Origin of the sequence: Serratia sp. BNK-33-b (assembly GCF_048684565.1) — a bacterium.
Classification (GTDB): Bacteria; Pseudomonadota; Gammaproteobacteria; order Enterobacterales; family Enterobacteriaceae; genus Serratia; species Serratia marcescens.
Genome location: NZ_JBLQTZ010000001.1, coordinates 4,087,946 through 4,111,988 on the forward strand (window position 1 = coordinate 4,087,946; position 24,043 = coordinate 4,111,988).

Here is a 24,043-nt window from a genome sequence, read left to right on the forward strand (position 1 = left end):
GCGCATCAGATTTCAGATTTCTTCACCTGCTGCCAGGCGTCTTCCATCTGCTCCAGCGTGGCGTCTTCAAGCCGCAGCCCGCGTTGCTGGACGATCGCTTCCACCTGGCGGAAGCGACGTTCGAACTTGCGGTTCGCCGCCTGCAGCGCATTCTCCGCCTTGTGCCCCAAATGGCGCGACAGGTTCACCGTGGCGAACAGCAGATCGCCGATCTCCTCTTCCAGCTTGCTCTCATCGACCACCGCCTGGCGGGCTTCGTGCATCACTTCGTCGATCTCTTCATACACTTTGTCCAGCACCGGCCCCAGGGTATTCCAGTCGAAGCCGACCGAGGCGCAGCGTTTTTGGATCTTGTGCGCCTTCATCAACGCCGGCAGCGCCTGCGGAATGTCGTCCAGCACCGAGTGCAGCGCTTTTTCGGCGCGCTCGCCGGCCTTCAGCTGCTCCCAGCGCGCCGCCACGGCTTCGCTGTCTCCCGCCTCAGCGTCGCCGAAGATATGCGGGTGACGGCGCTCCAGCTTGTCGCTGATGGCGGTGCACACCTCATCGAAATCGAACAGCCCCTGCTCCTGCCCCATCTGGGCATAGAACACCACCTGGAACAGCAAATCACCCAGTTCGTCGCGCAGATCGGCGTAGTCCTGCCGCTCGATGGCGTCCAGCACTTCGTAAGTCTCTTCCAGCGTGTAGGGCGCGATGGTGGCGAAAGTTTGCTTGCGGTCCCATGAGCAACCGACCTGCGGATCGCGCAGCGTTTTCATGATGTTCAGCAGGCGCTGCAGCGGAGTGGATTGGGTCATAAAAAATCTCTGAGAAAGAATGAGGGCGCATGGGGGCGCCCACCGAATTCATGGATCTCGGGCCGTATCGATGGCGCATACGGCCCGAAAGGCGATGTGGGCTTAGTTGCCGTGCAGACGCTTGGCGTCTATCACGTCCGGCAGCTGGTTCAGCTTCGCCAGCACCCGGCTCAGCACCTGCTGGTTGTAGATTTCGATATCCATGTCGATAGTGGCCAACTGTTTCTTGGTGTCGCTGCGGCTGGCGACGCCCAGCACGTTGACCTTTTCGTTGGCCAAAATGGTGGTAATGTCGCGCAGCAGCCCGCTGCGATCGTTGGCCATCACGCGCACCACCAGCGAATAACCGCTGGAGTAGCTTTCGCCCCATACCGCATCGACGATGCGCTCCGGCGCGTGCGATTGCAAATCGACCAGCTGATCGCAGTCCGCACGGTGGATCGAAATACCGCGCCCCTGGGTGATAAAGCCGACGATGTCGTCGCCCGGGATCGGCTGGCAGCAGCGGGCGATGTGGTGCATCAGGTTGCCCACGCCCTCCACCACCACGCGGCCGTTATCCTTGTTGCGGGCCGGCGGCGGCGCTTTCTGCTGCACCAGCTGGCGCAATGCCTCGCGATCCTGCTCTTCGGCGCTCGGTTTGTTGAACTTGCCCTGCAGGTAATTCACCATCTGGTTCAGGCGAATGTCCCCGCCGCCGATCGCCGCCAACACCTCGTCCAGCGAGTTCATGTTGTAGCGCGGGATCAGCAGCTTTTCGGCCTCTTTCAGACTGATGCCGAGATGTTCCAGTTCGTTGTCCAGCATCTGGCGGCCGGCGAGAATGTTCTTGTCGCGATCCTGCTTGCGGAACCAGTTGTGGATCTTCGAGCGCCCGCGGCTGGTGGTGACATACCCCAGGTTCGGGTTCAGCCAGTCGCGGCTCGGGTTCGGCTGTTTCTGGGTGATGATCTCAATCTGATCGCCCATCTTCAGCTGATAGGTAAACGGCACGATGCGGCCGCCGATCTTGGCGCCGATACAGCGGTGACCGACGTCGCTGTGAATGTGGTAGGCGAAATCGAGCGGCGTAGAGCCGGCCGGCAGATCCACCACGTCGCCTTTCGGGGTAAATACATAGACCCGATCGTCGAACACCTGGCTGCGCACTTCGTCGAGCATCTCGCCGGAGTCCGCCATTTCTTCCTGCCAGGCGATCAGCTTGCGCAGCCAGGCGATGCGTTCTTCGTAGCCGGAGCGCACGGTCACGCCCGCGCCCTCTTTGTACTTCCAGTGCGCGGCCACGCCCAGTTCGGCGTCTTCGTGCATTTGCCGGGTGCGGATCTGAATCTCGACGGTCTTGCCGCGCGGCCCCAGCACCACGGTGTGGATCGACTGGTAGCCGTTCGGTTTCGGGTTAGCGACGTAGTCGTCGAACTCATCCGGCAAATGGCGGAAGTGGGTATGCACGATGCCCAACGCCGCGTAGCAATCCTGCAGGCGCTCCGCCACGATGCGCACCGCACGCACGTCGAACAGTTCGTCGAACGCCAGGTGTTTTTTCTGCATCTTGCGCCAGATGCTGTAGATGTGTTTCGGCCGGCCGTAAATCTCCACCCGAATGCCTTCGTTGGCCATTTCTGCGCGCAGCCCGGCGACGAAATCGTCAATGAACTGTTCGCGATCGATGCGGCGCTCATGCAACAGCTTGGCGATGCGCTTGTATTCTTCCGGATGCAGGTAGCGGAAGCAGAAATCCTCCAGCTCCCACTTCAACTGGCCGATGCCGAGCCGGTTGGCCAGCGGGGCGTAGATGTTGGAACACTCTTTCGCCGCCAGCACGCGTTCGTCTTCCGGCGCGTCTTTCACCTCGCGCAGGTGGGCGATGCGCTCCGCCAGCTTGATGACCACGCAGCGGAAATCCTCCACCATCGCCAACAGCATGCGGCGCACGTTGTCGACCTGTTCGGAGGCCATCGAGTCGTTTTGGGTGGCTTTCAGTTGGCGAATGGCGTCCATATCGCGCACGCCGTGCACCAGCGCGACGATCCCCTTGCCGAACGCTTCGGTCAGGGTCTCTTCCTGCACGATGCCGGCGTCCACCAGCGGGAACAGCAGCGCGGCGCGCATGCTGTCATTGTCCATGCTCAGCGTCGAGAGAATTTCCACCATCTCCAGGCCGCGCCACAGCAGCAGCGAGGCGTCGGGATGGTTTTGGGTCTGCTGCTCACAATAACGCCAGGTTGCGGCCAATCGCTCACATGACTGCGGGTTAGGTAGCCCCAAGCCGGCGATCCACTCATCGAGAGCGAACTCACCCGCCGTATTCAGATGTGCACTTCTTACCGCAACCATAACTTCTCCCTACTTTGCAGCGACCTCTGGCGCACGCTCGTTGATAAACAGCGCCATTGATTCAAGATGCCCCGTGTGCGGAAACATATCCAACATCCGCACGCGCGCAAGACGATAACCGGCATTCAACAGCACGTTGCTGTCGCGAGCCAGCGTGGTGGGGTTACAGGAAACATACACCACCCGCGCCGGCGCCAGTTTTACAATGTGTGACATCACCCCGGCCGCACCGGCGCGGGCGGGATCCAGCATCACCTTATCAAACCCTTGTGCTGCCCAAGGTTGCCGCGCAACGTTGTCCTCCAGATTCTCATGGAAGAACGACGCATTATTCAGCTTATTCTTATGTGCATTATATTGCCCATTCGCTACCAGCGTGGCAACACCTTCGATGCCCACCACCGCGGCGGCGCGGCGCGCCAGCGGCAGGGTGAAGTTGCCCATGCCGCAGAACAGGTCCAGCACCCGATCATTGGGTTGAATATCGAGCCATTCAAGGGCCTGCGCCACCATTTGTTGGTTTACGGCGTCATTGACCTGAATAAAGTCGCGCGGACTGAAGTCTAAGCGTAGCCCGTCAACCTGATAATACGGCGTTTCACCGCACAGTTTTTCCACCCGATCGCTGTCCGGCGCCAGATAAACGGCGACCTTTTCCCGCTCGCCAAACGCCAACAGCGCCTGCCGATCCGCCTCTTTCAGCGCGTCGAGATGACGCAGCACCAGCAGCGGGCCGTTATCCGCCAGCACCAGCTCCACATGCCCCAGCCGCCGCACCGCCTGCAGCCCGCTCAGGCAGGCGCGCACCGGCGCCAGCAGCTGTTCCAGCTCCGGCCGCAGCACCGGGCAGTGCTCCACCGCCACCAGCTCGCTGGAGGCCGCCTGGCGAAAGCCCATCATCAGGCGCTGCAGCTTCGGCTGCCATGCCAGGCTCAGGCGGGCGCGGCGGCGATAGCCGTATTCCGGGCCGGCGATCACCGGTTCCTGTTGCGGGGTTACGCCGGTTTCGCGGGCGATCATGCGCACCAGCGCCGCCGCCTTGCTCTGCTGTTGCAGCGCCTCATCAGCATGTTGCTGCTGGCAGCCGCCGCACACGCCAAAATGCGGGCAGCGCGGTTCTACCCGCTGCGGGCTGCGGCTCAGCAGGCGTTTGAGCTTGCCTTTGGCGAACTGGCGCTTGTCTTCGGTCAACTGGATTTCCGCCTGCTCGCCCGGCAATACGCCCGGCACGAACACCGCTTTGCCGTCGTGGCGCGCCACGCCCTGGCCAAAAGGATCGAGATCGCTCACCGTCACGGTGAAGATTTGTGAGCTCTGCCGGGTCGTCACGCGGCGTTTGGGAGAGTAGAATTGCGCCATATTTGTCGATTGTGTGCTGGTTCATTAAGCTAGTGTCAGCTGTCAATTCTCCCACATTGGAATCCCATGACCAAATACAGCCTGCGTGCGCGCATGATGATCCTGATTCTGGCCCCGACCTTGCTGATTGGTTTGCTGCTCAGCACCTTCTTCGTGGTGCACCGCTATAACGAGCTGCAGGAGCAACTGGTCGACGCCGGCGCCAGCATCATCGAGCCGCTGGCGGTGGCCAGCGAGTACGGCATGACGTTCCGCAGCCGCGAATCGGTCAGGCAGTTGGTCAGCCTTTTGCACCGCCGCCATTCGGACATCGTACGTTCGATCACCGTGTTTGATGCGCAGAACAACCTGTTCGTCACCTCAAATTATCACCACAACTTCGCTCAGCTGCAGTTGCCGAAAGGCGTGCCGTTGCCCACCGAGCTGATGCTCACCCGACGCGGCGATTCGCTGATCCTGCGCACGCCGATCCTGTCGGAAAGCCAGTATCCGGATGAAACCGCCGACGGCGGCAGCCATCCCGACAACAACCTGGGCTATGTGGCGATCGAGCTGGATCTGCAGTCGGTGCGGCTGCAGCAGTATAAAGAGGTCTTCGTCTCCACCTTGCTGCTGCTGCTGTGCATGTGCATCGCCATCCTGTTCGCTTACCGGCTGATGCGCGACGTGACCGGCCCGATCCGCAATATGGTGAACACCGTCGACCGCATCCGCCGCGGCCAGCTCGACAGCCGCGTGGAAGGCTACATGCTCGGCGAGCTGCACATGCTGAAAAACGGCATCAACTCGATGGCAATGTCGCTTACCGCCTATCACGAAGAGATGCAGCAGAACATCGATCAGGCCACGTCAGACCTGCGCGAAACGCTGGAGCAGATGGAGATCCAGAACGTCGAACTGGATCTGGCGAAAAAACGCGCGCAGGAGGCGGCGCGCATCAAGTCCGAATTCCTGGCCAACATGTCGCATGAGCTGCGTACTCCGCTCAACGGCGTGATCGGCTTCACCCGCCAGATGCTGAAAACCGATCTGAGCGCAACCCAGACCGACTATTTACAGACCATCGAGCGCTCGGCCAACAACCTGCTGACCATCATCAACGACGTGCTGGACTTCTCCAAGCTGGAGGCCGGCAAGCTGGTGCTGGAGCATATTCCGTTCGCCCTGCGCGAAACGCTGGACGAAGTGGTGGTGCTGCTGGCGCCCAGCGCACATGACAAAGGGTTGGAGCTGACGCTGGATGTGCACAACGACGTGCCGGAGCAGGTGATCGGCGACTCGCTGCGCCTGCAGCAAATCATCACCAACCTGCTGGGCAACGCCATCAAGTTCACCGAAACCGGCAATATCGACATTCGCGTCGAGCTGCGCAAACAGCTGGATCGCCGGGTGGAAGTGGAAGTGCAGATCCACGATACCGGCATCGGCATCTCCGAACGCCAGCAGTCGCAGCTGTTCCAGGCATTCCGCCAGGCGGACGCCAGCATCTCCCGCCGCCACGGCGGCACCGGGTTGGGGCTGGTGATCACGCAAAAGCTGGTGAAAGAGATGGGGGGCGATATCTGCTTCCACAGCCAGTTGAACCGCGGCTCGACCTTCTGGTTCCACATCACGCTGGATCTGAACGAGGGCATGCTGTCGCTGGCGCCGAGCCTGCCGGATCTGAACGGCAAAACGCTGGCCTATATCGAGTCCAACCCGACGGCGGCGCAGGCGACGCTCAACATGCTCAGCGTCACGCAACTGGTGATCACCCACTCGCCGACGCTGGGCCAGTTGCCGCCAAGCCACTATGATTTCCTGCTGGCCGGCGTGCCCATCCCGTTCCGCGACAACATGGCGCAGCACGAGGACAAATTGCTGGCCTCGCTGAAGCTGGCCGATCGGGTCATTCTGGCGCTGCCGTGCCAGGCGCAAATCGATGCCGAGCTGCTTAAACAACAAGGCGCGCTCGGCTGCCTGATCAAGCCGATCACCAGCACCCGACTGTTCCCGATGCTCCGGATGGAGGCGCCGGCACGCCTCACCGCGCAGCCTGAGCGTAAACGCCTGCCGCTGACGGTGATGGCGGTTGACGACAACCCGGCTAACCTGAAGCTGATCGGCACGTTGTTGGGGGAACAGGTAGAAAAAACCCTGTTGTGCGAGAGCGGCGAGGAAGCGCTGGCGCTGGCGCGCGACAACGTGCTGGATCTGATCCTGATGGACATTCAAATGCCGAAGATGGACGGCATTCACGCCAGCGAGCTGATCCGCCAACTGCCGCATCACAACTCCACGCCGATCGTCGCCGTCACCGCCCATGCAGCCAGCGGCGAGCGCGAGCACCTGTTGCAGGCCGGGATGGACGACTACCTGGCCAAGCCGATCGACGAGAAAATGCTGACCCGCGTGCTGTCGCGCTATCACAGTGGCGAAATGGAAAACGCCGTCGCCGACGACGCGCCGCTGTCGCTCGACTGGCCGCTGGCGTTGCGTCAGGCGGCCAATAAACCGGATCTGGCGCGCGATCTGCTGCAAATGCTGCTCGATTTCTTGCCGCAGGTGCGCGAACGGGTGCAGGCGCTGCTCGACGGCCAGCATGACGACGAAATCCTCGATCTGGTCCATAAGCTGCACGGCAGCTGCAGCTACAGCGGCGTGCCACGCCTCAAGCAGCTGTGTTTCTACCTCGAGCGGCAACTGCGCCAGGGCGTCACCAACGACGAACTGGAGCCGGAATGGCTGGAGCTGCTGGATGAGATTGAACTGGTGATCCACGCGGCGCACGCGCATCTGACGCAACCGGCCTGAATTCGCAGGCCGTTACGCAAAAAGGCACGCCGCAGCGTGCCTTTTTCTTTTAGCGCCTGACGTTTATCACTGCGCCAGCAGGTACAATTGGCTCTCGCCGCGCTGAATATTCAACGCCAGCACCGACGGCTTGCTGTCGAGAATCTTACGCAGCTCGCCCAGGTTCTGTATCGGCTGTTGGTTCACGCCCAGGATCACATCGCCTTTTTTCAAGCCGATGCGCGCCGCGGCGCTGCCGGCTTTCACGCTGTCGACCTTGACGCCTTTCTGGTTGCCGACCTGGGTGTTGCTCAGCTCGGCGCCCTCGATGCCGGTGTAAATATTGCCCGAGGCCACCTGGGTCTGCGCGCTTTGCTCCAGCGTGACATCAATGGTCACCGGTTTGCCGTCGCGGATAATGCCCAGCGACATTTTGCTGCCGACCGGCAGCGTGCCGATCTCCGCCCGGAATGAGGCGAAGCTGGAGATGGCCTTGCCGTTCATGGTGACGATCACGTCACCGGCTTTAATGCCCGCCTTCGCGGCGGAAGACTTCGGCATCACCTGGCTGACAAAGGCCCCGCGCTGCGCATCAACCTTCATCGCCTTGGCCAGCTCAGAGTTCAGCTCGGTGCCCATGATGCCGAGCTCGCCGCGTTTCACCTGGCCATACTCGACCATTTGCGCCGTCAGGTTTTTCACCATGTTGCTCGGAATGGCGAAGCCGATACCGATGTTGCCGCCGTCCGGCGCCAGGATCGCGGTGTTGATGCCGATCAGCTCGCCGTTCAGGTTAACCAGCGCGCCGCCGGAGTTGCCGCGGTTGATCGCCGCATCGGTCTGGATAAAGTTTTCGTAGTTTTCGATGTTCAGGCCGCTGCGCCCCAGGGCGGAAACGATGCCCGAAGTGGCGGTTTCGCCCAGCCCGTACGGGTTGCCGATCGCCACGGTGTAATCGCCGACGCGCAGCTGATCGGAATCCGCCATCTTGATCGCCGTCAGATTCTTGAAGTCTTTCAGCTGGATCAGGGCGATGTCCGAGCGCGGATCCTTGCCGATCACCTTGGCGTCGAAGCGGCGGCCGTCACTCAGCTGCACCTGGATCTTGTTGGCGTTATCCACCACGTGGTTATTGGTCACCACATAGCCCTTGGCGGCATCGATGACCACCCCGGCGCCTAGCGCCTGGAATTTCTGCTGCGTGCCCTGCGGCTGGCCATCCGGCCCAGGCTGTTCACCGCCCTGACACATCGGCGAGCCCTGGAACGGCGAACCGTCCTGGCAGAACGGCGAATCTTCACCGAAGAACTGTTGGAACTGCTGCGGCATGCGCGGCGTGTTGACCGTGGTGCTGCCCTCAACGTTAATGCTCACCACGGAAGGCATCACCTTTTCCAGCATCGGCGCCAGGCTCGGCAGCTGTTGGGTGGAGGAAGAGGCGGTTTCAGCGGCGCTGGCCGTCACCGGGCCCATCGCCATGCCGATGCTGAATGCCAATGCGCTCAGAACTAATGCGGTTTTTTTCATCTGTGTGTCTCTTATAAAGTCGTTCAAAAAAGAATGGCCGTCTTGCGTGCTTATTCAGAGTTAATTAATAGCCTGAAGTTCCGGCACAGATGATTGGCAATAGTAAACAAATATTGTCCGTCTTTACAAAAATCAAGACAGCCAACCGGTTGGAATTGCTGATAATTATTCCTCAGCTTAATTATTCCGCCGCCATTAATCGACGATATTCATCATAGGCATAAAGGTCGGTCATTCCGCTGATATAGTCCTGCAATAAACGCGCGCGGAAATAATATTCCCGAATGGCTTGCTGCTCCGGCGATAAATGCTGCAGCCCTTCTACCGCCTCCGCATACGCCAGCCGATGCTTGGTGGACAGCTTGTGGAACAGACGCGTTTCGATCGGGTACGCGCGGTGGCTGTCTTCACGCACCAGCAGGGTGAAGTCCGCCAGCGACATCGCCAACAGCGGACTGTAAATGTCCAGCAGGCCGCTGATCACCCGATAGCCTTGCAGCTCGAGCTGCTCGACCTCCGGGTGGTTGAACACATGCTTGAACGCCACATTTTTAAATATTTTCAACAGCCGGTAGGCCGGGCTGGAATCCTCCAGCAGCGCCTGATTGAAGCTGCCCTGATATACCGCGTCCAGATTGTCGATAAAGCGCTGCGCCGCGTGCGGCACCAGCCGCGCCACGGTAAACACCCGCAGATACATGAAGAACTGATCTTCCGCGCTGCGCCGCGCGCCGCCGCGATCGATCTTGCGAAACGCGCTGGCGACGGTCTTGTCGAACAGATCGCCCGGCGCCACCTCGCCCCATTCCTGAATCAGGTGCTGATACAGCTGCTCGACGGTGAAAATGCTCTTCTCCACCGCGTCTTCCAGATCGGCCACGCAGTACGAGATATCGTCGGCGGCCTCCATAATGTAGGTCAGCGGGAAACGATCGAACTCGCCCATATGCAGCTCACGCCGCAGCCGATCGACGAAGGCTTCTTCCGCCAGATAGTAGCCGGGCTTTTTCATCAGGTAACTGTGGCTGGCGGGGATGTCGCTCGCCCAGTAGGCCGGGCGGGTGTATTTCAAAATGCAGCCGACCTGCGCGTAGGTCAGGTTGAGCTTGAGCAGGCTGTACACCATGCGGATCGCCTGGGCGTTGCCCTCGAAGTGGCTGAGATCCTGACGGATCCGGCTGCGCAGCCGGTTCAGATCGCTCTCCCCTTCATGCAGGCGCAGCGTCGCCACCTGGCAGCGATCGTGGCTGCCCGGCTCACTGCCGCAGCTGGCGGGATCGAGCCGCTGGGCGAACCAGTCATTGATCGCCGATTCGCCGAAATGACCGAACGGCGGATTGCCGATGTCGTGCATCAGGCAGGCCATTTCCACGATGCTTTCAAACGGATCGAGCAGCCGGGTCAGGCCGAGTTCGTCGATCTTCCCCGCCTGTTTGAAGCGGTTGAGGATCTCTTTGGCGATATGGCGCCCGACCTGCTGCACCTCCATCGAGTGCGTCAGGCGGCTGCGCACCGCCGCGTTGCGCTCCAGCGGAAACACCTGGGTTTTTTGCTGCAGACGGCGAATGGCGGCCGAGTTGACGATGCGCCCGCGATCGCTCTCGAACTGCCGCACGATGTCGTACTCTTCCTCGGCCTCGATCGGTTTGCTGAAAGGCCGTTGGAAGCTGATTTTTTGCTTGAAGTCGATCCCGGACATCTGTTTCTCCGCCGTTGCGCCCTGCCCCCGTGATAACAATTCCCGGCAGCGGATGCAACGCATTATCTCTGATACACAGCCATGATAGACTATGCCGCAATTCTCACGGCCAATCAGCGAGTGTTATTTATGAAAGTAGGCATCATCGGCGCAATGGAGCAGGAAGTCACCCTGCTGCGCGATCAAATCGAAAACCGTCAAACCATCCAGCGCGCGGGCTGCGAAATCTACACCGGCCAGATCGGCGGCGTTGACGTGGCCCTGCTGAAATCCGGCATCGGCAAAGTCTCTGCGGCCATGGGCACCACCCTGTTGCTGGAGCACTGCAGCCCCGACGTGGTGATCAATACCGGCTCCGCCGGCGGCCTGGCCAGCACGCTGCGCGTGGGCGACATCGTGGTGTCGGAAGAAGTGCGCTACCACGACGCCGACGTCACCGCCTTCGGCTACGAGCCGGGCCAGATGGCCGGCTGCCCGGCGGCGTTCGTCGCCGATGATGCGCTGATCGCGCTGGCGGAAAGCTGCATCAAACAGCTGGATCTGCACGCGGTGCGCGGCCTGATCTGCAGCGGTGACGCCTTCATCAACGGCGCCGAGCCGCTGGCGCGCATCCGCGCCACCTTCCCGCGCGTCGCCGCCGTGGAAATGGAAGCCGCGGCGATCGCCCACGTCTGCCATCTGTTCGGCACGCCGTTCGTGGTGGTGCGCGCCATTTCCGACGTCGCCGACAGCGAATCGCACATGAGCTTTGACGAGTTCCTGGTGGTAGCGGCCAAGCAGTCCACGCTGATGGTCAACGCCATGCTGCAAACCCTGGCCAAGCGCGGTTGATGTGAGGCAGCGCTTCACCTCGATGCTCTGTCTGTTGGCGCTCTGGCTGGCCCTGCCGGTCGGCGCCGCCCAGCGGGTGATCAGCCTGGCGCCCAACGCCACCGAACTCGCCTATGCCGCCGGCATGGGCGATGTGCTGGTGGCGGCGAGCGCCTATTCCGATTACCCGCCGCAGGCCGCCAGGCTGGAGCAGGTAGCCTCCTGGCAGGGCATCAATCTGGAGCGGGTGCTGGCGCTCAAGCCGGATCTGATCCTCGCCTGGCGCGGCGGTAATCCACAACGCGCGTTGGATCAGCTCGCCGCGTTCGGCATCCCGATCTTCTATGCGGACGCCGACAATCTCGAAGGGATCGCCGGCTTGCTGGATAAGCTGGCGCGCTACAGCCCGCACCCGGAGCAGGCGCATCAGGCGGCGGACGGCCTTCGCCGCCAGTTCGCCGCTCTCAAGCAACAGTACGCCGCTAACTCGCCACGGCGTGTGCTGCTGCAGTTCGGCACCCAGCCGCTGTTCACCAGCTCCGGCGCCACATTGCAAAGCCAGGTGCTGGCGCTGTGCGGCGGGCAGAACGTCTTCGCCGACAGCCGCACCCCTTGGCCGCAGATCAGCCGCGAGCAGGTGCTGGCACGTCAGCCGCAGGCCATCGTCATCACCGGCGGCGAGAAAGAGGCCGCCAATGTGAAAGCCTTCTGGGCACCGCAGCTGCAGGTGCCGGTGATCGCGCTGAACGAAGACTGGTTCAATCGCGGCGGGCCGCGCATCCTGTTGGCGGCGCAGCAGCTGTGCCGCCAGCTGGCGGAGATCCGCTGATGCTGGTGTTCTGGCTGGATATTCTCGGCACGGCGGTGTTCGCCGTCTCCGGCGTGCTGCTGGCCGGCAAGTTGCGCATGGATCCGTTCGGCGTGCTGGTATTGGGCGTGGTCACCGCGGTCGGCGGCGGCACCATCCGCGACATGGCGCTGGCCAACGGCCCGGTATTTTGGGTCAAGGATCCCACCGATCTGGTGGTGGCGATGATCACCTGCGTCTTGACGCTGCTGCTGGTGCGCCAGCCGCGCCGCCTGCCGAAGTGGGTGCTGCCGGTGCTGGACGCCGTCGGGCTGGCGGTGTTCGTCGGCATCGGCGTCAACAAGGCCTTCGCGGCCGGTACCGGCCCGCTGGTGGCGATCTGTATGGGGGTGATCACCGGCGTCGGCGGCGGCATTATCCGCGACGTGCTGGCGCGCGAGATCCCGATGATCCTGCGCACCGAAATTTACGCCACCGCCTGCATCATCGGCGGCATCGTGCACGCCACGGCGTTTTACACCTTCAATATGCCGCTGCAACAGGCCATGATGCTGGGCATGCTCATTACCCTGGCCATTCGGCTGGCGGCCATTCGTTGGCATCTCAAGCTGCCCGCCTTTATTCTCGAACGCTGAGCCGCCGCACATCACTCACGGCCGGCCGGCGCAGGAGAACGGCACGGCAGTGATTCTCGTGGAAGGGTAGGCATAAAAAAACCCGCCGGCCGTAAGGCGAGCGGGTTGATATTCTGGCAGGCAAACTCAGATGCTGAACGACGAACCGCAACCGCAGGTGGTTTTGGCATTCGGGTTGGTCACCACAAAGCGCGATCCTTCCAGCCCTTCGGTGTAGTCCACCGAACCGCCGACCAGATACTGCAGGCTCATCGGATCGACCACCAGCGCCACGCCCTGCTTCTCGATGGTCATGTCGCCATCGTTGACCTTGTCGTCAAAAGTGAAGCCGTACTGGAATCCGCTGCAGCCGCCGCCGGTAATGTAAACCCGCAACTTCAGGTTCGGGTTTTCTTCGTCAGCAATCAGGAACTTAACCTTGTTTGCTGCTGCCTCGGTAAATTGCAGGGGCAGTGCCGTTTGATCACTCATACTCTTTACTCCCAACATTGTTCAGCATCAGATCGCGACTATGGCTGCCTGATTAATATTAACGATTATCCGATACCTGAGTGTTGCGTTCAAGTATTCACCGCATTTGTTGTATTTTCCTTACTTGTTTTCTGCGCCGCCTCCCGCGCCAGCTGCGCCTCCTGCTTTTGCAGCGTGCGGGCCAGGATCGACGAATACAGCGGCTTGCCGCCGAGCAGCTGCGCCACCACCGTGGCGCCGAGGCAGGTAATGATCATCGGTAAAATAAGCTGGTAGTTGTCGGTCATTTCCAGCACCAGCACGATGCCGGTCAGCGGGGCGCGCACCGTGGCAGCGAACAGCGCCCCCATGCCGGCGATGGCGAAGGTGCCCGCCTCGATGCCGTACTGCGGGAACAGATGTGCCCCCGCCAGCCCGAAGGCGGTGCCGAACAGCGTGCCCAACGCCAGCATCGGCGCGAAGATGCCGCCCGGCGCGCCGGAACCGAAGCACAGCAGCGTGGTGAAGATGCGGGTGATAAAGATAAACATCAACATGCCGACGCTGTAGTTGCCCGCCGCGGCGATCGGGATCAGCCCAAAGCCGCCGCCCGCCGCCTCCGGCTGGATCAGCCCCAGAATGCCGCACACGCCGCCGAGCAGCCCGCCCATCAGCAAGACATTGCGCATTCTGCCGCCGTGCAGGCGCGCGAACATGTCTTGGGTGCGGAAGATCAGCGCGTTGAACCCCACGCCCACCGCGCCGAAGATTGCCCCCAACACCAGATAGAGCCACAGGGTATTGATGGGCGCCGAAGAAAGTTTGTCGACCGCGATCACCGCCCCCTGGCCGTTAAACAGCTGGAACACCACGCTCGACATGATAACGCCGATAAACACCGCTTTAATCGAGATCAGGTTGTAGCGGAACTGCGGCCGCATCTCTTCGATGATGAACAAGATGCCGGCCAGCGGCGCGTTGAACGCGGCGGACAACCCGGCGGCGGCCCCGGTCGCCAGCAACGTATGACGCGCCTCGGCGCCGCGAATGCGCAGCACGTCCAATACCATGCGCCCGACGTTGCCGCCCATTTGCACCGTGGGCCCTTCGCGCCCCAGCACCATGCCCGCCCCCAGGGTGCCCATACCGCCGATGAATTTTACCGGGATCACGCGCCACCAGCGTACCGGCCGCAGCTCTTCCAGCGCGCCTTCGATTTCCGGAATGCCCGAGCCGCCCGCCTCAGGCGCAAAGCGCCGCACCAGGTAATAGCCCAGCGCCGCCAGCGCGGCGGACAGGATAAACGCCAGGGGCCACACCAGAAGCCAGGAGTCGGCGACCTGCGCCAGCGAAGCCAACCGCTGCTGCTGCACCCACTCCACCGCTTTATCGAAGGCCACGCCGAGCAAACCGGCCAGCGCCCCCACCAGCGCGGCCATCACCAGGATCGCCACCGGGGTTTTATCGCGGCGAATAAACTGACGCACCGCATCGCTGCGGCGCAGACGCGGGCTCAACGTCCCGACTGGCTGTGATTGTGATTCTGTCATCGCGAGTGATTCGTCAGGTAATTTGTAATACAAATAGGCAGGGCGATAATTCTACCCCAACCTGGCGGCGGACGCTGCCGTTAATGGTATCTGACTGTGATCGTTTCATAACGCGGCGCTCTCCTCTAGAATAGCGCGGTCAAATCATTCAAAAGAGAATCCAGGAGCCGATTTATGAGCCTACACAGCAAGTCCGAAAGTCTGTACGCCCAGGCGCAACAGTTGATCCCCGGCGGGGTAAACTCTCCGGTGCGTGCATTCACCGGCGTGGGCGGTGTGCCGCTGTTTATCGAGCGGGCAGACGGGGCTTACCTGTTCGATGCCGACGGCAAGGCCTATATCGACTATGTCGGTTCCTGGGGGCCGATGGTGCTGGGGCATAACCACCCGGCGATCCGCGACGCGGTGATCGAAGCGGCGCAGCGCGGCCTGAGCTTCGGCGCGCCGACCGAGATGGAAGTCAAAATGGCGCAGCTGGTCACCGAGCTGGTGCCGACGATGGATATGGTGCGCATGGTGAACTCGGGCACCGAAGCCACCATGAGCGCCATCCGCCTGGCGCGCGGCTACACCAACCGCGATAAAATCATCAAGTTCGAAGGCTGCTATCACGGCCACGCCGACTGCCTGCTGGTGAAAGCCGGCTCCGGCGCGCTGACCCTCGGCCAGCCGAACTCACCGGGCGTGCCGGCCGACTTCGCCAAGCACACTCTGACCTGCACCTATAACGATCTGGATTCGGTGCGCGCCGCCTTCGAACAGTACCCGTCCGAGATCGCCTGTATTATCGTCGAGCCGGTCGCCGGCAACATGAACTGCGTGCCGCCGCTGCCAGAATTCCTGCCGGGCCTGCGCGCCCTGTGCGACAAGTACGGCGCGCTCTTGATCATCGACGAAGTGATGACCGGCTTCCGCGTCGCGCTGGCCGGCGCGCAATCCTATTACGGCGTCGAACCGGATCTGACCTGCCTCGGCAAAATCATCGGCGGCGGCATGCCGGTGGGCGCCTTCGGCGGCCGTCGCGAGGTGATGGACGCGCTGGCGCCCACCGGCCCGGTCTACCAGGCCGGCACCCTGTCCGGCAACCCGATCGCCATGGCGGCGGGCTACGCTTGTTTGACCGAAGTCTCACAGGTCGGCGTGCACCAGACGCTGACCGAACTGACCGAGATGCTGGCCGCTGGCCTGCTGCACGCGGCGCAGGAGGAGAATATTCCGCTGGTGGTCAACAACGTTGGCGGCATGTTCGGCCTGTTCTTCACCGACGCGCCGGCGGTCACCTGCTACCAGGACGTGATGCAGTGCGACGTGGAACGCTTCAAGCGTTTCTTCCACCTGATGCTGGAAGAAGGGGTGTATCTGGCGCCGTCCGCCTTCGAAGCGGGCTTCATGTCCGTGGCGCACAGCAAGGAAGACATCCAGCGCACCATCGACGCCGCGCGTCGCTGCTTCGCCAAGCTGTAATCCCGGCCGAATGGCCAAACAAAACGGGCGCCTCGGCGCCCGTTTTGTTTTTCTCAGCGGCTTAAAGCAGCGTGCCGTAAATGGTCAACAGCGCCACCACCACCACGATGATCATCGTCACCTTGCGCGCCAGCGTCACCGCCGCCCGCGGCGTTTGCACCGGATCCATATGCGGATCGCGCGCCAGCGAGAACTGGGCCAGCCGCGTCAGCACCTGATACGACGACGAATGCCGATCCCCCAGCGAGGCGAACCAGGCCGGCAACGCGCGTTCGCCATGGCCGAACAGCGCATAGGCCACCCCGGCCAAACGCACCGGGATCCAGTCCAGCCAGTTCAACAGGTGATCGATGCCCGATTGCGAACGCTCCAGCGGCGTATTGTGGCGCGCCAGCCAGGTTTGATAGGCGCGCAGGAAGGCATACCCCGCCAGCGCGATCGGCCCGTACGGCCCAAAGACCACGAACCAGAACAGCGGCGCCAGGTAATAACGGAAGTTAATCCACAGCAGCGCGTTTTGCAGCTCGCGCAGGCGCAGCTCTTCGCTGCAGTCCACCGGCAAGCCGTGGATCAACGCCAGCTCTTCCGCCATCTGATCGCTGGCGTGGATATCCCCCTGCCGCGCCGCTTTCAGGTAGGCGCGGTAGTGTTTGCGCTTGATGCCGGCGCCGACACACAGCAGATCGATGACGATCCACAGCAGCAGCGTCACCACGCCGAAGAACAGCCCGTGCGACAGCCACAGAACGCCCCAGACGATCACCATCCAGGCGGCGGTCATCGCCAGTGTCTGCGCCAGCGAAACCCGATGCAGCCGCTGAAATACCACTTCGAGGCGATGATCCAGCTGCCAGTGCTCTCCCAGCTTGAACAGGCGTTCCCAGGCCAAAACCAGCAACAGCGTAAACAGCGTCATTAGCGATTCCTCTCCCTTTTTCTTGTCTCAAGCATAGCGTCGGCGGGCGCGCCGCGTTGTTCCAGAGATGCCAGATAGCGATCCCAATCGAACGCCGGCCCGGGATCGGTCTTGCGGCCGGGGGCGATATCGCAATGCCCGGCGATATTGGCCGCCAGCGGTGGGTAATGTTCGGCCAGCAGCACGGTGACCGCCTGCAGCGTGCGATATTGCGCCTCGGTGTAGGGCAACTGGTCAGTCCCTTCCAGCTCGATGCCGATGGAGAAATCATTGCACCGATCGCGCCCCTGATACAGGGAAACGCCCGCGTGCCAGGCGCGTTGGTCGAAGGGCACATACTGCACGATCTCTCCGCCGCGGCGAATCAGGCAATGCGCCGACACCCGCAGCTGATGGATATCGGCGAAATAAGGGTGCTGCGCAGGGTCGAGCGTGCCGGTGAACAGCTGGTCGATATAGGGGCCACCGAATTCGCCGGGCGGCAAGCTGATGTTGTGGATGACCAACAGCGAGGGCGGCTCGTCATCCGGGCGCCGATCGCAGTGCGGCGAGAGCACTCGCGTCACCCCGACAATCCAGCCATTTTCCAACTGCATCAGACACCTCTCTGCGGTGGTACTTATTCCTGCAACAGAGTAGCATGTTCCCCTACGATCTAACCGTCCATTTCGGAGTTTTCCATGCCGACACGCCGCTACAGTGCCGACAGTCGCCGCACCGAGCTTCTTGAACGAATTGAAAGTGATATTCCCTATGCCGTCGCCCAGGCGCTGCGCGAAGACCTGGGGGGGAAGTCGACGCCGGGCGCGATATTACCGCGCAATTGTTACCGGCAGACAAACAGGCCGAAGCCACCGTCATCACCCGCGAAGCCGGCGTGTTCTGTGGCCGCCGCTGGCTGAACGAAGTCTTTATTCAGTTGGGCAATCAGGTGCAGGTGGAGTGGCTGGTGGCGGACGGCGACCGTCTGACGCCGAACCAACCGCTCTGCCGGCTGCGCGGCCCGGCGCGGGTGATGCTGACCGGCGAGCGCACCGCGCTGAACTTCGTGCAGACGCTCTCCGGCGTGGCGACCGAGGTCAGCCGCTACGTGGCCCTGCTGGAAGGGACCCGGACTCGCCTGCTCGATACCCGCAAAACCTTGCCCGGCCTGCGCACCGCGCTGAAATACGCCGTGCTGTGCGGGGGCGGGAGCAACCACCGGCTGGGGCTGTCCGATGCCTTCCTGATCAAGGAAAACCACATCATCGCCTCCGGCTCGATCAAAAACGCAGTGGAAAAAGCCTTCTGGCTGCACGCCGACGTGCCGGTGGAAGTGGAAGTCGAATCGCTCGATGAACTGCAGCAGGCGCTGGATGCCGGCGCCGACATCATCATGCTGGACAACTTCAGCGTCGAGATGATGCGTCAGGCGGTCGCCCAAACCCAGGGCCGCGCCCAGCTGGAAGTGTCCGGCAACGTCACCAGTGAGACGCTGCGCACCTTCGCCAACACCGGCGTGGATTACATTTCGGTCGGTGCGCTGACCAAGCACATCACTGCACTCGATCTGTCGATGCGCTTCAAATGATCCCCTCGCCCCCGGCCGCCGCCGGGGGCGTCACCGTAAAATTGCGAACCCCCTCTCACCGTTTTTTTCACCGCTGCAAACCACATCATTACTGATGGAGGCGCGCCGAGAAACGCGTAAAAGCCCCTCGCCGTGCCCCCGAGCAAGCCGCTACCGTTGTCTTCCACACCCCAATGGAGGAAACAACGCATGGAAACGCAACGCGGCTTTACCCTGATAGAACTGATGGTGGTGATCGCCATCATCGCCATCCTCAGCGCCATCGGCATTCCCGCCTACCAGCGCTACATCCAGAAAGCGGCGATGACCGACATGCTGCAAACCATGGCGCCGTATAAAATGGCGGTCGAGCTGTGCGTGCTGGACGAAGGCACGCCCGCCGGCTGCGAGGCCGGCAGCAAAGGCATTCCCACCGGCGGCACGTCGCGCTATGTCAGCGGGGTGAAAGTCGTCAAAGGCGTGATCACGCTGACCGGCAGCCAGACGCTGCAGGGCCTGGCGGTGGCATTAACCCCCAAGTCGAACGCCGATGGACTGACCCGCTGGACCCGGCTGTGCAGCAGCGAAAACGCGACGCTGGTTGAGGTGTGCCAGGAAGTCTTCCGCTTCGACAACGCGGCGGAGTAACGGCGATGAATGCGCAAATCAGCGAAGAGGTTCACGCCCTGTGCCGGCGCTATCAGGCGCTGGCGCTGAGCGAAGACCCGACCACCCTGACGGTCGCGCTCAGCGAAGAAGCGCCGCAGGGGCTGCTGGCGGCGCTGCGTTTCGCCACCGGCAAGCGCATCCATTTGGAACAATGGCCGGCGGCCAGGCTGGAGATGGCGCTGAACCAGCACCACGAGCCGCTCCCGGCGCCATTGACGGCCGAAGAGGACACGACCGACATCGCCTACCCCGACGACGGCGATGCGCCGGTGGTACAGTTCATCAACCAGACGCTGCGCCTGGCTATTCAGCGCCGCGCCTCGGACATCCACTTCGAGCCCTTTCGGCAGCATTTTCGCATTCGTCTGCGCATCGACGGCGTGCTGCAAACCCTCGCCTCACCGCCGCCGCAGCTGGCCGCGCGCCTCATCGCCCGGCTGAAGATCCTCGGGCAGCTGGATATCGCCGAGCGCCGTCAGCCTCAGGACGGGCAGCTCAGCCTGACGCTGGACAGCGCGCGCTATGCCATGCGTATCGCCACTCTGCCGACGCTACACGGCGAAAAAGTGGTGCTGCGCGTTCAGCAGGGCGAGCAGCAAGAGCTGCCGCTGGACCAACTGGGCATGAGCCGGGCGGATCTGGCGCGCTACGCGGCGGCGTTAACCTGCCCGCAAGGTTTGATCCTGGTGACCGGCCCGACCGGCAGCGGCAAGACGGTGACGCTGTACAGCGGTCTGCGCCAGTTGAACGATGCGCAGAGCAACCTGTGCAGCGTCGAGGATCCGGTCGAGATCCCGCTGTTCGGCGTTAATCAGACCCAGATCAACGCCAAAACCGAGCTGAGCTTCGCCCGAGTGCTGCGCGCCCTGCTGCGCCAGGATCCGGACGTCATCATGATCGGCGAGATCCGCGATGCGGAAACCGCCGAGATCGCGGTCAAGGCCGCGCAAACCGGCCACCTGGTGCTGTCGACGCTGCATACCAACTCCACCGGCGAGACCCTGACGCGGCTGATGCACATGGGTATCCCCGGCTACCTGCTCGCCGGCTGCCTGAAGCTGGTCGTCGCCCAGCGGCTGGTGCGCAGGCTGTGTCGCCACTGCCGCTACCCGCACAGCCAGCCGACGCATTTTCCCACCGCGATCTGGCCGGAACCGCTGACCGCCTGGCGTGCCGACGGCTGCGAGCACTGCTTCGGCGGCTACTATGGGCGCATCGGCGTGTATGAACTGTTGGCCATTACGCCGGAAATTCAGGCAGCATTGCTGGCGAACGCCGCTCCCAGTCTGCTGGCGGATATCGCCCGCGAACAGGGGCAGCTTTCGCTGCTGCAGGCGGGTCTGGCGCTGGCCGCCGAAGGCACGACCTCGCTGGAAGAACTGTACCGCGTCATCGACGTCGTCCGGCTCGGCGTAACCACGCCATGAAAGCGCGCCGGTTGTTTCTGTGGCAGGCCTTCGACGCTCAGGGCGCCTTACGCCGCGGCGAACTGATGAGCGATGAAAAGCGGCAGGTGAGCAGGTTGCTGATCGAACAAGGCCTGCAACCTTGGCGGATCGGGCACGGCAAACGCGTCACGCCCGGCCAATGGCGCGGAGAACCCTTAATCCACTTCACCCGCCAGCTCGCTACCTTGTTGCAGGCCGGGCTGCCGCTGGTCAATACGCTGCAGCTTCTGGCGGCAGAGCACCCTTCGGCAGCCTGGCGTTGCCTGTTGCGCCTGTTGGCAGAACAGGTGCGCGAAGGGCAGCCGCTCTCCGAAAGCCTTGCCGCGCAACCAGGCGTTTTTCCACCGATCTATCGCCAACTGATCGCCATCGGCGAACTGACCGGCAACCTCGATCGCTGCTGCCTGCAGTTGGCGCAACAGCAGGAGGCTCAGCACCTGCTGCGCCGCAAAGTGACCAAAGCGCTGCGGTATCCCCTTTTCATCTGTGCGGTGGCGCTGCTGGTCAGCGTGCTGATGCTGGTGATGGTGCTGCCGGAATTTGCCAAGGTTTATCAGTCGTTCGATGCGCCGCTGCCTTGGTTTACCCAAGGGTTATTGGGGCTGTCCGCGCTGCTGATCGCCGTTGGCCCCTATTTGGCGCTGCTGCTCGGCGCGTCGCTGTTCGGCTACTTCCGCTGGTTGCATCCGCGCCCTCCGTGGCGCCAACGCGAACAGGCCGCCTTGCTGCGCCTGCCGCTGATTGCCCGGCTGGTGAACGGCGGCGCGCTGAGCCAAACGTTTCGTATCCTGACCATGACCCAACGCGCGGGGCTGACGCTGGTGGAAGGCTTGAACGCGGCGGCGCTGGCGGCGGATCATCTGCTGTACCGGCAGGCGCTGGAGCAGGTGCAACGGCAGATCGCCGAAGGCGAAGCGTTTCATCAGGCCCTGGGTCTGCAACCGCTGTTTCCGCCACTGTGCCGGCAGCTGGTGCGGGTGGGCGAGGAGTCCGGTTCGCTGGACGCCTTGCTGGATAAGTTGGCGCAGTGGTATGAACGGCAGACGCACGAGCTGGCCGATACGCTGGCGCAAACGCTGGAGCCGCTGCTGATGCTGGTGGTGGGCGGGATTGTCGGCGCTTTGGTGATCGCCATGTATCTGCCTATCTTTCAACTGGGCAGCGTGCTGGGATAAAGAAGAGGATAGCGGGCGACGCGGTGCGCGGCGCCCGAATGCAAGCTGCGGCTTATTTGCTGCCGAAGACGCGGTTTTCCTGCTCCGCCACGCGGATAAAGGTGGTGCGCTTGGTCAGCTCTTTCAGACGCTCGGCGCCGACGTAGGTGCAGGCGGAACGCAGGCCGCCGAGGATATCGCGCACGGTAAACTCCACCTCGCCCCGCAGCGGCAGCTTGACGGTTTTCCCTTCGGCCGCGCGATACTCCGCTACGCCACCGACGTGGCGCTTCATCGCCGACTCGGAGCTCATGCCGTAGAACAGCATGAACTTCTCGCCGTTCTCTTCCACCACGGTGCCTTCGCACTCGTCGTGGCCGGCCAGCATGCCGCCCAGCATCACGAAGTCCGCGCCGCCGCCGAAGGCTTTGGCGACATCGCCCGGCACCGAGCAGCCGCCGTCGCTGACGATTTGGCCGCCCAACCCATGGGCCGCGTCGGCGCATTCGATCACCGCCGACAGCTGCGGGTAGCCCACGCCGGTCTTCACGCGGGTGGTGCATACCGACCCCGGGCCGATGCCAACTTTAACGATGTCGGCGCCGGAGAGGATCAACTCTTCCACCATCTCGCCGGTGACCACGTTACCTGCGCAGATGACGTGATCCGGGCAGGCTTCGCGCGCTTTCTGCAGGAAGGCGACAAAGTGTTCAGAGTAGCCGTTGGCCACGTCGATACAGATGAATTTCAGCGCCGGAGACAGGGCCAGGATCTGCTGTATTTTGGCGAAGTCGGCTTCGGAGGTGCCGGTGGAGACCATCACGTGGCGCAGCACCGATTCCGGCATGCGCTGCACGAAGTCAGCCCATTGCTCGACGCTGTAATGTTTGTGTACGGCGGTGAGAACGTCGAAAGAAGCCAGGGCCTCGGCCATGCGGAAGGTGCCCACCGTGTCCATGTTGGCCGCGATAATCGGCACGCCGGACCAGCTGCAACCTGAATGCTTGAAGGCAAACTGACGTTCCAGTTCAACCTCGGAGCGGCTTTTCAGCGTGGAGCGCTTAGGGCGGATCAACACGTCTTTAAAGCCCAACTTCAAATCTTCTTCAATACGCATGACTTATGATTTCCTGGTTAATGGCGACGGATCGCAAGGAGGATATTCGAACCTCTGCCCGACGGCTTTCCAGTGGCGCAAAAAGACGGCGGCGAGATTAATGCCAGTTCCAGTGACGTTATAATACGCGCTAATAATCGCCGAACAAGACTGCGAATTCGCCTTTATTTACGCTACAATCCGACAAATTTACCTGCATAATCGCAGTGTGATTGCCCGCTCATTTTTGCCGTGCCGCTGCGTTTTTTCTCGCCACCCGATCGGTGCCGATGCGCAAGCGCCGCCTGCCGACTTGCACTTCTGCGCGATCGCTTTATGATTCGACTATTATTTTTTTATGAACATCGGATGCACCTAACACCATGGCCTACATTGTTGCGTTGACCGGGGGCATAGGCAGCGGCAAGACGACCGTCGCGAACGCCTTTGCGCGCCACGGCGCAACCCTTGTCGACGCCGACGTGATCGCCCGTCAGGTCGTCGAGCCGGGCACCCCTGCCTTGGCCGCGATCGCCGAACGATTTGGTAATGAAATGTTGCTGCCGGACGGCGCGTTGAACCGCGCTGCGCTGCGTCAGCGCATCTTCAGCCATCCCGATGACAAAACCTGGCTGAACCAGCTGCTGCACCCGCTGATACACCGTGAAACCCAGCGCCAACTGGCGCAGGCCACCAGCCCGTACGCGCTGTGGGTGGTGCCGCTGCTGGTGGAAAACGGTCTGCAGGATCGCGCCGATCGGGTGCTGGTGATCGACGTCGACGCCGAAACCCAGCTGGCTCGCACCATCGCGCGCGACGGCGTCAGCCGTGAGCAAGCGCAGAGCATTCTCGCCGCCCAGGCCACGCGCCAGCAGCGCCTCGCCGTGGCGGATGACATTATTGACAACAGCGGCGCCGCTCAGGGGATAGAGCCACAGGTCGCCGCACTGCATCGTCGCTACCTTGAACTGGCGGCAACAGCGCCCCAACAGGATTAAACTGC

19 protein-coding genes and 1 pseudogene are annotated in these 24,043 nt (G+C 62.3%); 10 read left to right on the forward strand and 10 right to left on the reverse strand.

The annotated features are described in order from the left end of the window. Nucleotides 1–5: 5 nt before the first annotated feature. From mazG to rlmD, 3 genes are all read right to left on the reverse strand, one after another. Complete coding sequence (gene mazG, locus ACMGGK_RS19815; RefSeq protein WP_049300183.1) at nucleotides 6–800, reverse strand: nucleoside triphosphate pyrophosphohydrolase; 795 nt, start codon at nucleotides 798–800, stop codon at nucleotides 6–8. 102 nt (nucleotides 801–902) lie between these two features. Further along, entirely contained in the window at nucleotides 903–3,134 is a 2,232-nt protein-coding gene (relA, locus tag ACMGGK_RS19820) for a GTP diphosphokinase (RefSeq protein ID WP_004932686.1), read from the reverse strand. A 9-nt stretch (nucleotides 3,135–3,143) separates the two neighbouring features. After that, a complete protein-coding gene (rlmD, locus tag ACMGGK_RS19825) occupies nucleotides 3,144–4,493 on the reverse strand; it encodes a 23S rRNA (uracil(1939)-C(5))-methyltransferase RlmD (protein ID WP_016929065.1) in 1,350 nt (449 codons plus the stop codon). A gap of 66 nt (nucleotides 4,494–4,559) precedes the next feature. On the opposite strand from rlmD, the gene barA reads away from it, so the two are divergent. Continuing rightward, nucleotides 4,560–7,286: a two-component sensor histidine kinase BarA gene (barA, locus tag ACMGGK_RS19830; protein WP_033641271.1), complete on the forward strand. Its 2,727-nt coding sequence runs from the start codon at nucleotides 4,560–4,562 to the stop codon at nucleotides 7,284–7,286. A gap of 66 nt (nucleotides 7,287–7,352) precedes the next feature. Here barA and degP read toward each other — a convergent pair whose 3' ends face one another. Then, nucleotides 7,353–8,792 carry a serine endoprotease DegP gene (gene degP / locus ACMGGK_RS19835; RefSeq protein WP_033641270.1) on the reverse strand — a complete coding sequence of 480 codons (1,440 nt, stop codon included), beginning with the start codon at nucleotides 8,790–8,792 and terminating at the stop codon, nucleotides 7,353–7,355. 181 nt (nucleotides 8,793–8,973) lie between these two features. Next, nucleotides 8,974–10,491, reverse strand: a complete 1,518-nt coding sequence (dgt, locus tag ACMGGK_RS19840; RefSeq protein ID WP_016929068.1) for a dGTPase — start codon at nucleotides 10,489–10,491, stop codon at nucleotides 8,974–8,976. 129 nt (nucleotides 10,492–10,620) lie between these two features. On the opposite strand from dgt, the gene mtnN reads away from it, so the two are divergent. Genes mtnN through ACMGGK_RS19855 form a run of 3 tightly spaced genes read left to right on the forward strand, consistent with a single transcriptional unit; the run spans nucleotide 10,621 to nucleotide 12,744 of the window. Further along, nucleotides 10,621–11,322: a 5'-methylthioadenosine/S-adenosylhomocysteine nucleosidase gene (mtnN, locus tag ACMGGK_RS19845; protein WP_004932702.1), complete on the forward strand. Its 702-nt coding sequence runs from the start codon at nucleotides 10,621–10,623 to the stop codon at nucleotides 11,320–11,322. Nucleotides 11,323–11,344: 22 nt separating this feature from the next. After that, nucleotides 11,345–12,130 (forward strand): vitamin B12 ABC transporter substrate-binding protein BtuF, encoded by a 786-nt coding sequence (gene btuF / locus ACMGGK_RS19850; protein ID WP_033641486.1) that lies wholly within the window; start codon nucleotides 11,345–11,347, stop codon nucleotides 12,128–12,130. Beyond that, nucleotides 12,130–12,744: a TRIC cation channel family protein gene (locus tag ACMGGK_RS19855; RefSeq protein ID WP_015376663.1), complete on the forward strand. Its 615-nt coding sequence runs from the start codon at nucleotides 12,130–12,132 to the stop codon at nucleotides 12,742–12,744. Before btuF ends, ACMGGK_RS19855 begins: the two co-directional genes overlap by 1 nt. A gap of 126 nt (nucleotides 12,745–12,870) precedes the next feature. Here the strand turns inward: ACMGGK_RS19855 and erpA are convergent, their stop codons facing one another. Together erpA and clcA are read right to left on the reverse strand one after the other, a co-directional pair. Then, entirely contained in the window at nucleotides 12,871–13,215 is a 345-nt protein-coding gene (gene erpA, locus ACMGGK_RS19860) for an iron-sulfur cluster insertion protein ErpA (protein WP_004932708.1), read from the reverse strand. Nucleotides 13,216–13,304: 89 nt separating this feature from the next. Next, nucleotides 13,305–14,744 carry a H(+)/Cl(-) exchange transporter ClcA gene (clcA, locus tag ACMGGK_RS19865; protein ID WP_033634217.1) on the reverse strand — a complete coding sequence of 480 codons (1,440 nt, stop codon included), beginning with the start codon at nucleotides 14,742–14,744 and terminating at the stop codon, nucleotides 13,305–13,307. A 174-nt stretch (nucleotides 14,745–14,918) separates the two neighbouring features. On the opposite strand from clcA, the gene hemL reads away from it, so the two are divergent. Next, on the forward strand, nucleotides 14,919–16,208 hold the full coding sequence (hemL, locus tag ACMGGK_RS19870) for a glutamate-1-semialdehyde 2,1-aminomutase (RefSeq protein ID WP_015376661.1): 1,290 nt from the start codon (nucleotides 14,919–14,921) through the stop codon (nucleotides 16,206–16,208). 61 nt (nucleotides 16,209–16,269) lie between these two features. On the opposite strand, the gene ampE is transcribed toward hemL, so the two are convergent. Both ampE and ampD read right to left on the reverse strand, forming a co-directional pair. Beyond that, nucleotides 16,270–17,124, reverse strand: a complete 855-nt coding sequence (gene ampE / locus ACMGGK_RS19875; protein ID WP_004932714.1) for a beta-lactamase regulator AmpE — start codon at nucleotides 17,122–17,124, stop codon at nucleotides 16,270–16,272. Next, entirely contained in the window at nucleotides 17,124–17,720 is a 597-nt protein-coding gene (ampD, locus tag ACMGGK_RS19880) for a 1,6-anhydro-N-acetylmuramyl-L-alanine amidase AmpD (protein ID WP_049300177.1), read from the reverse strand. The genes ampE and ampD overlap by 1 nt, the downstream gene beginning before the upstream one ends. Nucleotides 17,721–17,804: 84 nt before the next feature. Between ampD and nadC the strand changes: the two are divergent. From nadC to hofC, 4 genes and pseudogenes are all read left to right on the forward strand, one after another. Next, nucleotides 17,805–18,694, forward strand: a pseudogene (gene nadC / locus ACMGGK_RS19885) (carboxylating nicotinate-nucleotide diphosphorylase). A 189-nt stretch (nucleotides 18,695–18,883) separates the two neighbouring features. After that, nucleotides 18,884–19,321: a prepilin peptidase-dependent pilin gene (ppdD, locus tag ACMGGK_RS19890; RefSeq protein WP_016929075.1), complete on the forward strand. Its 438-nt coding sequence runs from the start codon at nucleotides 18,884–18,886 to the stop codon at nucleotides 19,319–19,321. Between the two features lie 5 nt (nucleotides 19,322–19,326). Further along, a complete protein-coding gene (gspE, locus tag ACMGGK_RS19895) occupies nucleotides 19,327–20,769 on the forward strand; it encodes a type II secretion system protein GspE (RefSeq protein ID WP_049300174.1) in 1,443 nt (480 codons plus the stop codon). Then, nucleotides 20,766–21,965 (forward strand): protein transport protein HofC, encoded by a 1,200-nt coding sequence (gene hofC, locus ACMGGK_RS19900; RefSeq protein WP_016929077.1) that lies wholly within the window; start codon nucleotides 20,766–20,768, stop codon nucleotides 21,963–21,965. Before gspE ends, hofC begins: the two co-directional genes overlap by 4 nt. A gap of 52 nt (nucleotides 21,966–22,017) precedes the next feature. On the opposite strand, the gene ACMGGK_RS19905 is transcribed toward hofC, so the two are convergent. Continuing rightward, on the reverse strand, nucleotides 22,018–23,061 hold the full coding sequence (locus tag ACMGGK_RS19905) for a GMP reductase (RefSeq protein WP_420277150.1): 1,044 nt from the start codon (nucleotides 23,059–23,061) through the stop codon (nucleotides 22,018–22,020). A gap of 362 nt (nucleotides 23,062–23,423) precedes the next feature. Here ACMGGK_RS19905 and coaE point away from each other — a divergent pair, with 362 nt between their 5' ends. Then, on the forward strand, nucleotides 23,424–24,038 hold the full coding sequence (coaE, locus tag ACMGGK_RS19910; RefSeq protein WP_079451066.1) for a dephospho-CoA kinase: 615 nt from the start codon (nucleotides 23,424–23,426) through the stop codon (nucleotides 24,036–24,038). Nucleotides 24,039–24,043 lie beyond the last annotated feature (5 nt).

Bases quoted from the DNA above. Each gene is read 5' to 3' on its own strand.
- ampD (WP_049300177.1), bottom strand. From the start codon at position 17,720: ATGCAGTTGGAAAATGGCTGGATTGTCGGGGTGACGCGAGTGCTCTCG.
- barA (WP_033641271.1), top strand. From the start codon at position 4,560: ATGACCAAATACAGCCTGCGTGCGCGCATGATGATCCTGATTCTGGCC.
- coaE (WP_079451066.1), top strand. From the start codon at position 23,424: ATGGCCTACATTGTTGCGTTGACCGGGGGCATAGGCAGCGGCAAGACG.
- ampE (WP_004932714.1), bottom strand. From the start codon at position 17,124: ATGACGCTGTTTACGCTGTTGCTGGTTTTGGCCTGGGAACGCCTGTTC.
- ppdD (WP_016929075.1), top strand. From the start codon at position 18,884: ATGGAAACGCAACGCGGCTTTACCCTGATAGAACTGATGGTGGTGATC.
- mtnN (WP_004932702.1), top strand. From the start codon at position 10,621: ATGAAAGTAGGCATCATCGGCGCAATGGAGCAGGAAGTCACCCTGCTG.
- rlmD (WP_016929065.1), bottom strand. From the start codon at position 4,493: ATGGCGCAATTCTACTCTCCCAAACGCCGCGTGACGACCCGGCAGAGC.
- erpA (WP_004932708.1), bottom strand. From the start codon at position 13,215: ATGAGTGATCAAACGGCACTGCCCCTGCAATTTACCGAGGCAGCAGCA.
- relA (WP_004932686.1), bottom strand. From the start codon at position 3,134: ATGGTTGCGGTAAGAAGTGCACATCTGAATACGGCGGGTGAGTTCGCT.
- gspE (WP_049300174.1), top strand. From the start codon at position 19,327: ATGAATGCGCAAATCAGCGAAGAGGTTCACGCCCTGTGCCGGCGCTAT.
- ACMGGK_RS19905 (WP_420277150.1), bottom strand. From the start codon at position 23,061: ATGCGTATTGAAGAAGATTTGAAGTTGGGCTTTAAAGACGTGTTGATC.
- clcA (WP_033634217.1), bottom strand. From the start codon at position 14,744: ATGACAGAATCACAATCACAGCCAGTCGGGACGTTGAGCCCGCGTCTG.
- hofC (WP_016929077.1), top strand. From the start codon at position 20,766: ATGAAAGCGCGCCGGTTGTTTCTGTGGCAGGCCTTCGACGCTCAGGGC.
- btuF (WP_033641486.1), top strand. From the start codon at position 11,345: ATGCTCTGTCTGTTGGCGCTCTGGCTGGCCCTGCCGGTCGGCGCCGCC.
- dgt (WP_016929068.1), bottom strand. From the start codon at position 10,491: ATGTCCGGGATCGACTTCAAGCAAAAAATCAGCTTCCAACGGCCTTTC.
- degP (WP_033641270.1), bottom strand. From the start codon at position 8,792: ATGAAAAAAACCGCATTAGTTCTGAGCGCATTGGCATTCAGCATCGGC.
- hemL (WP_015376661.1), top strand. From the start codon at position 14,919: ATGAGCCTACACAGCAAGTCCGAAAGTCTGTACGCCCAGGCGCAACAG.
- ACMGGK_RS19855 (WP_015376663.1), top strand. From the start codon at position 12,130: ATGCTGGTGTTCTGGCTGGATATTCTCGGCACGGCGGTGTTCGCCGTC.
- mazG (WP_049300183.1), bottom strand. From the start codon at position 800: ATGACCCAATCCACTCCGCTGCAGCGCCTGCTGAACATCATGAAAACG.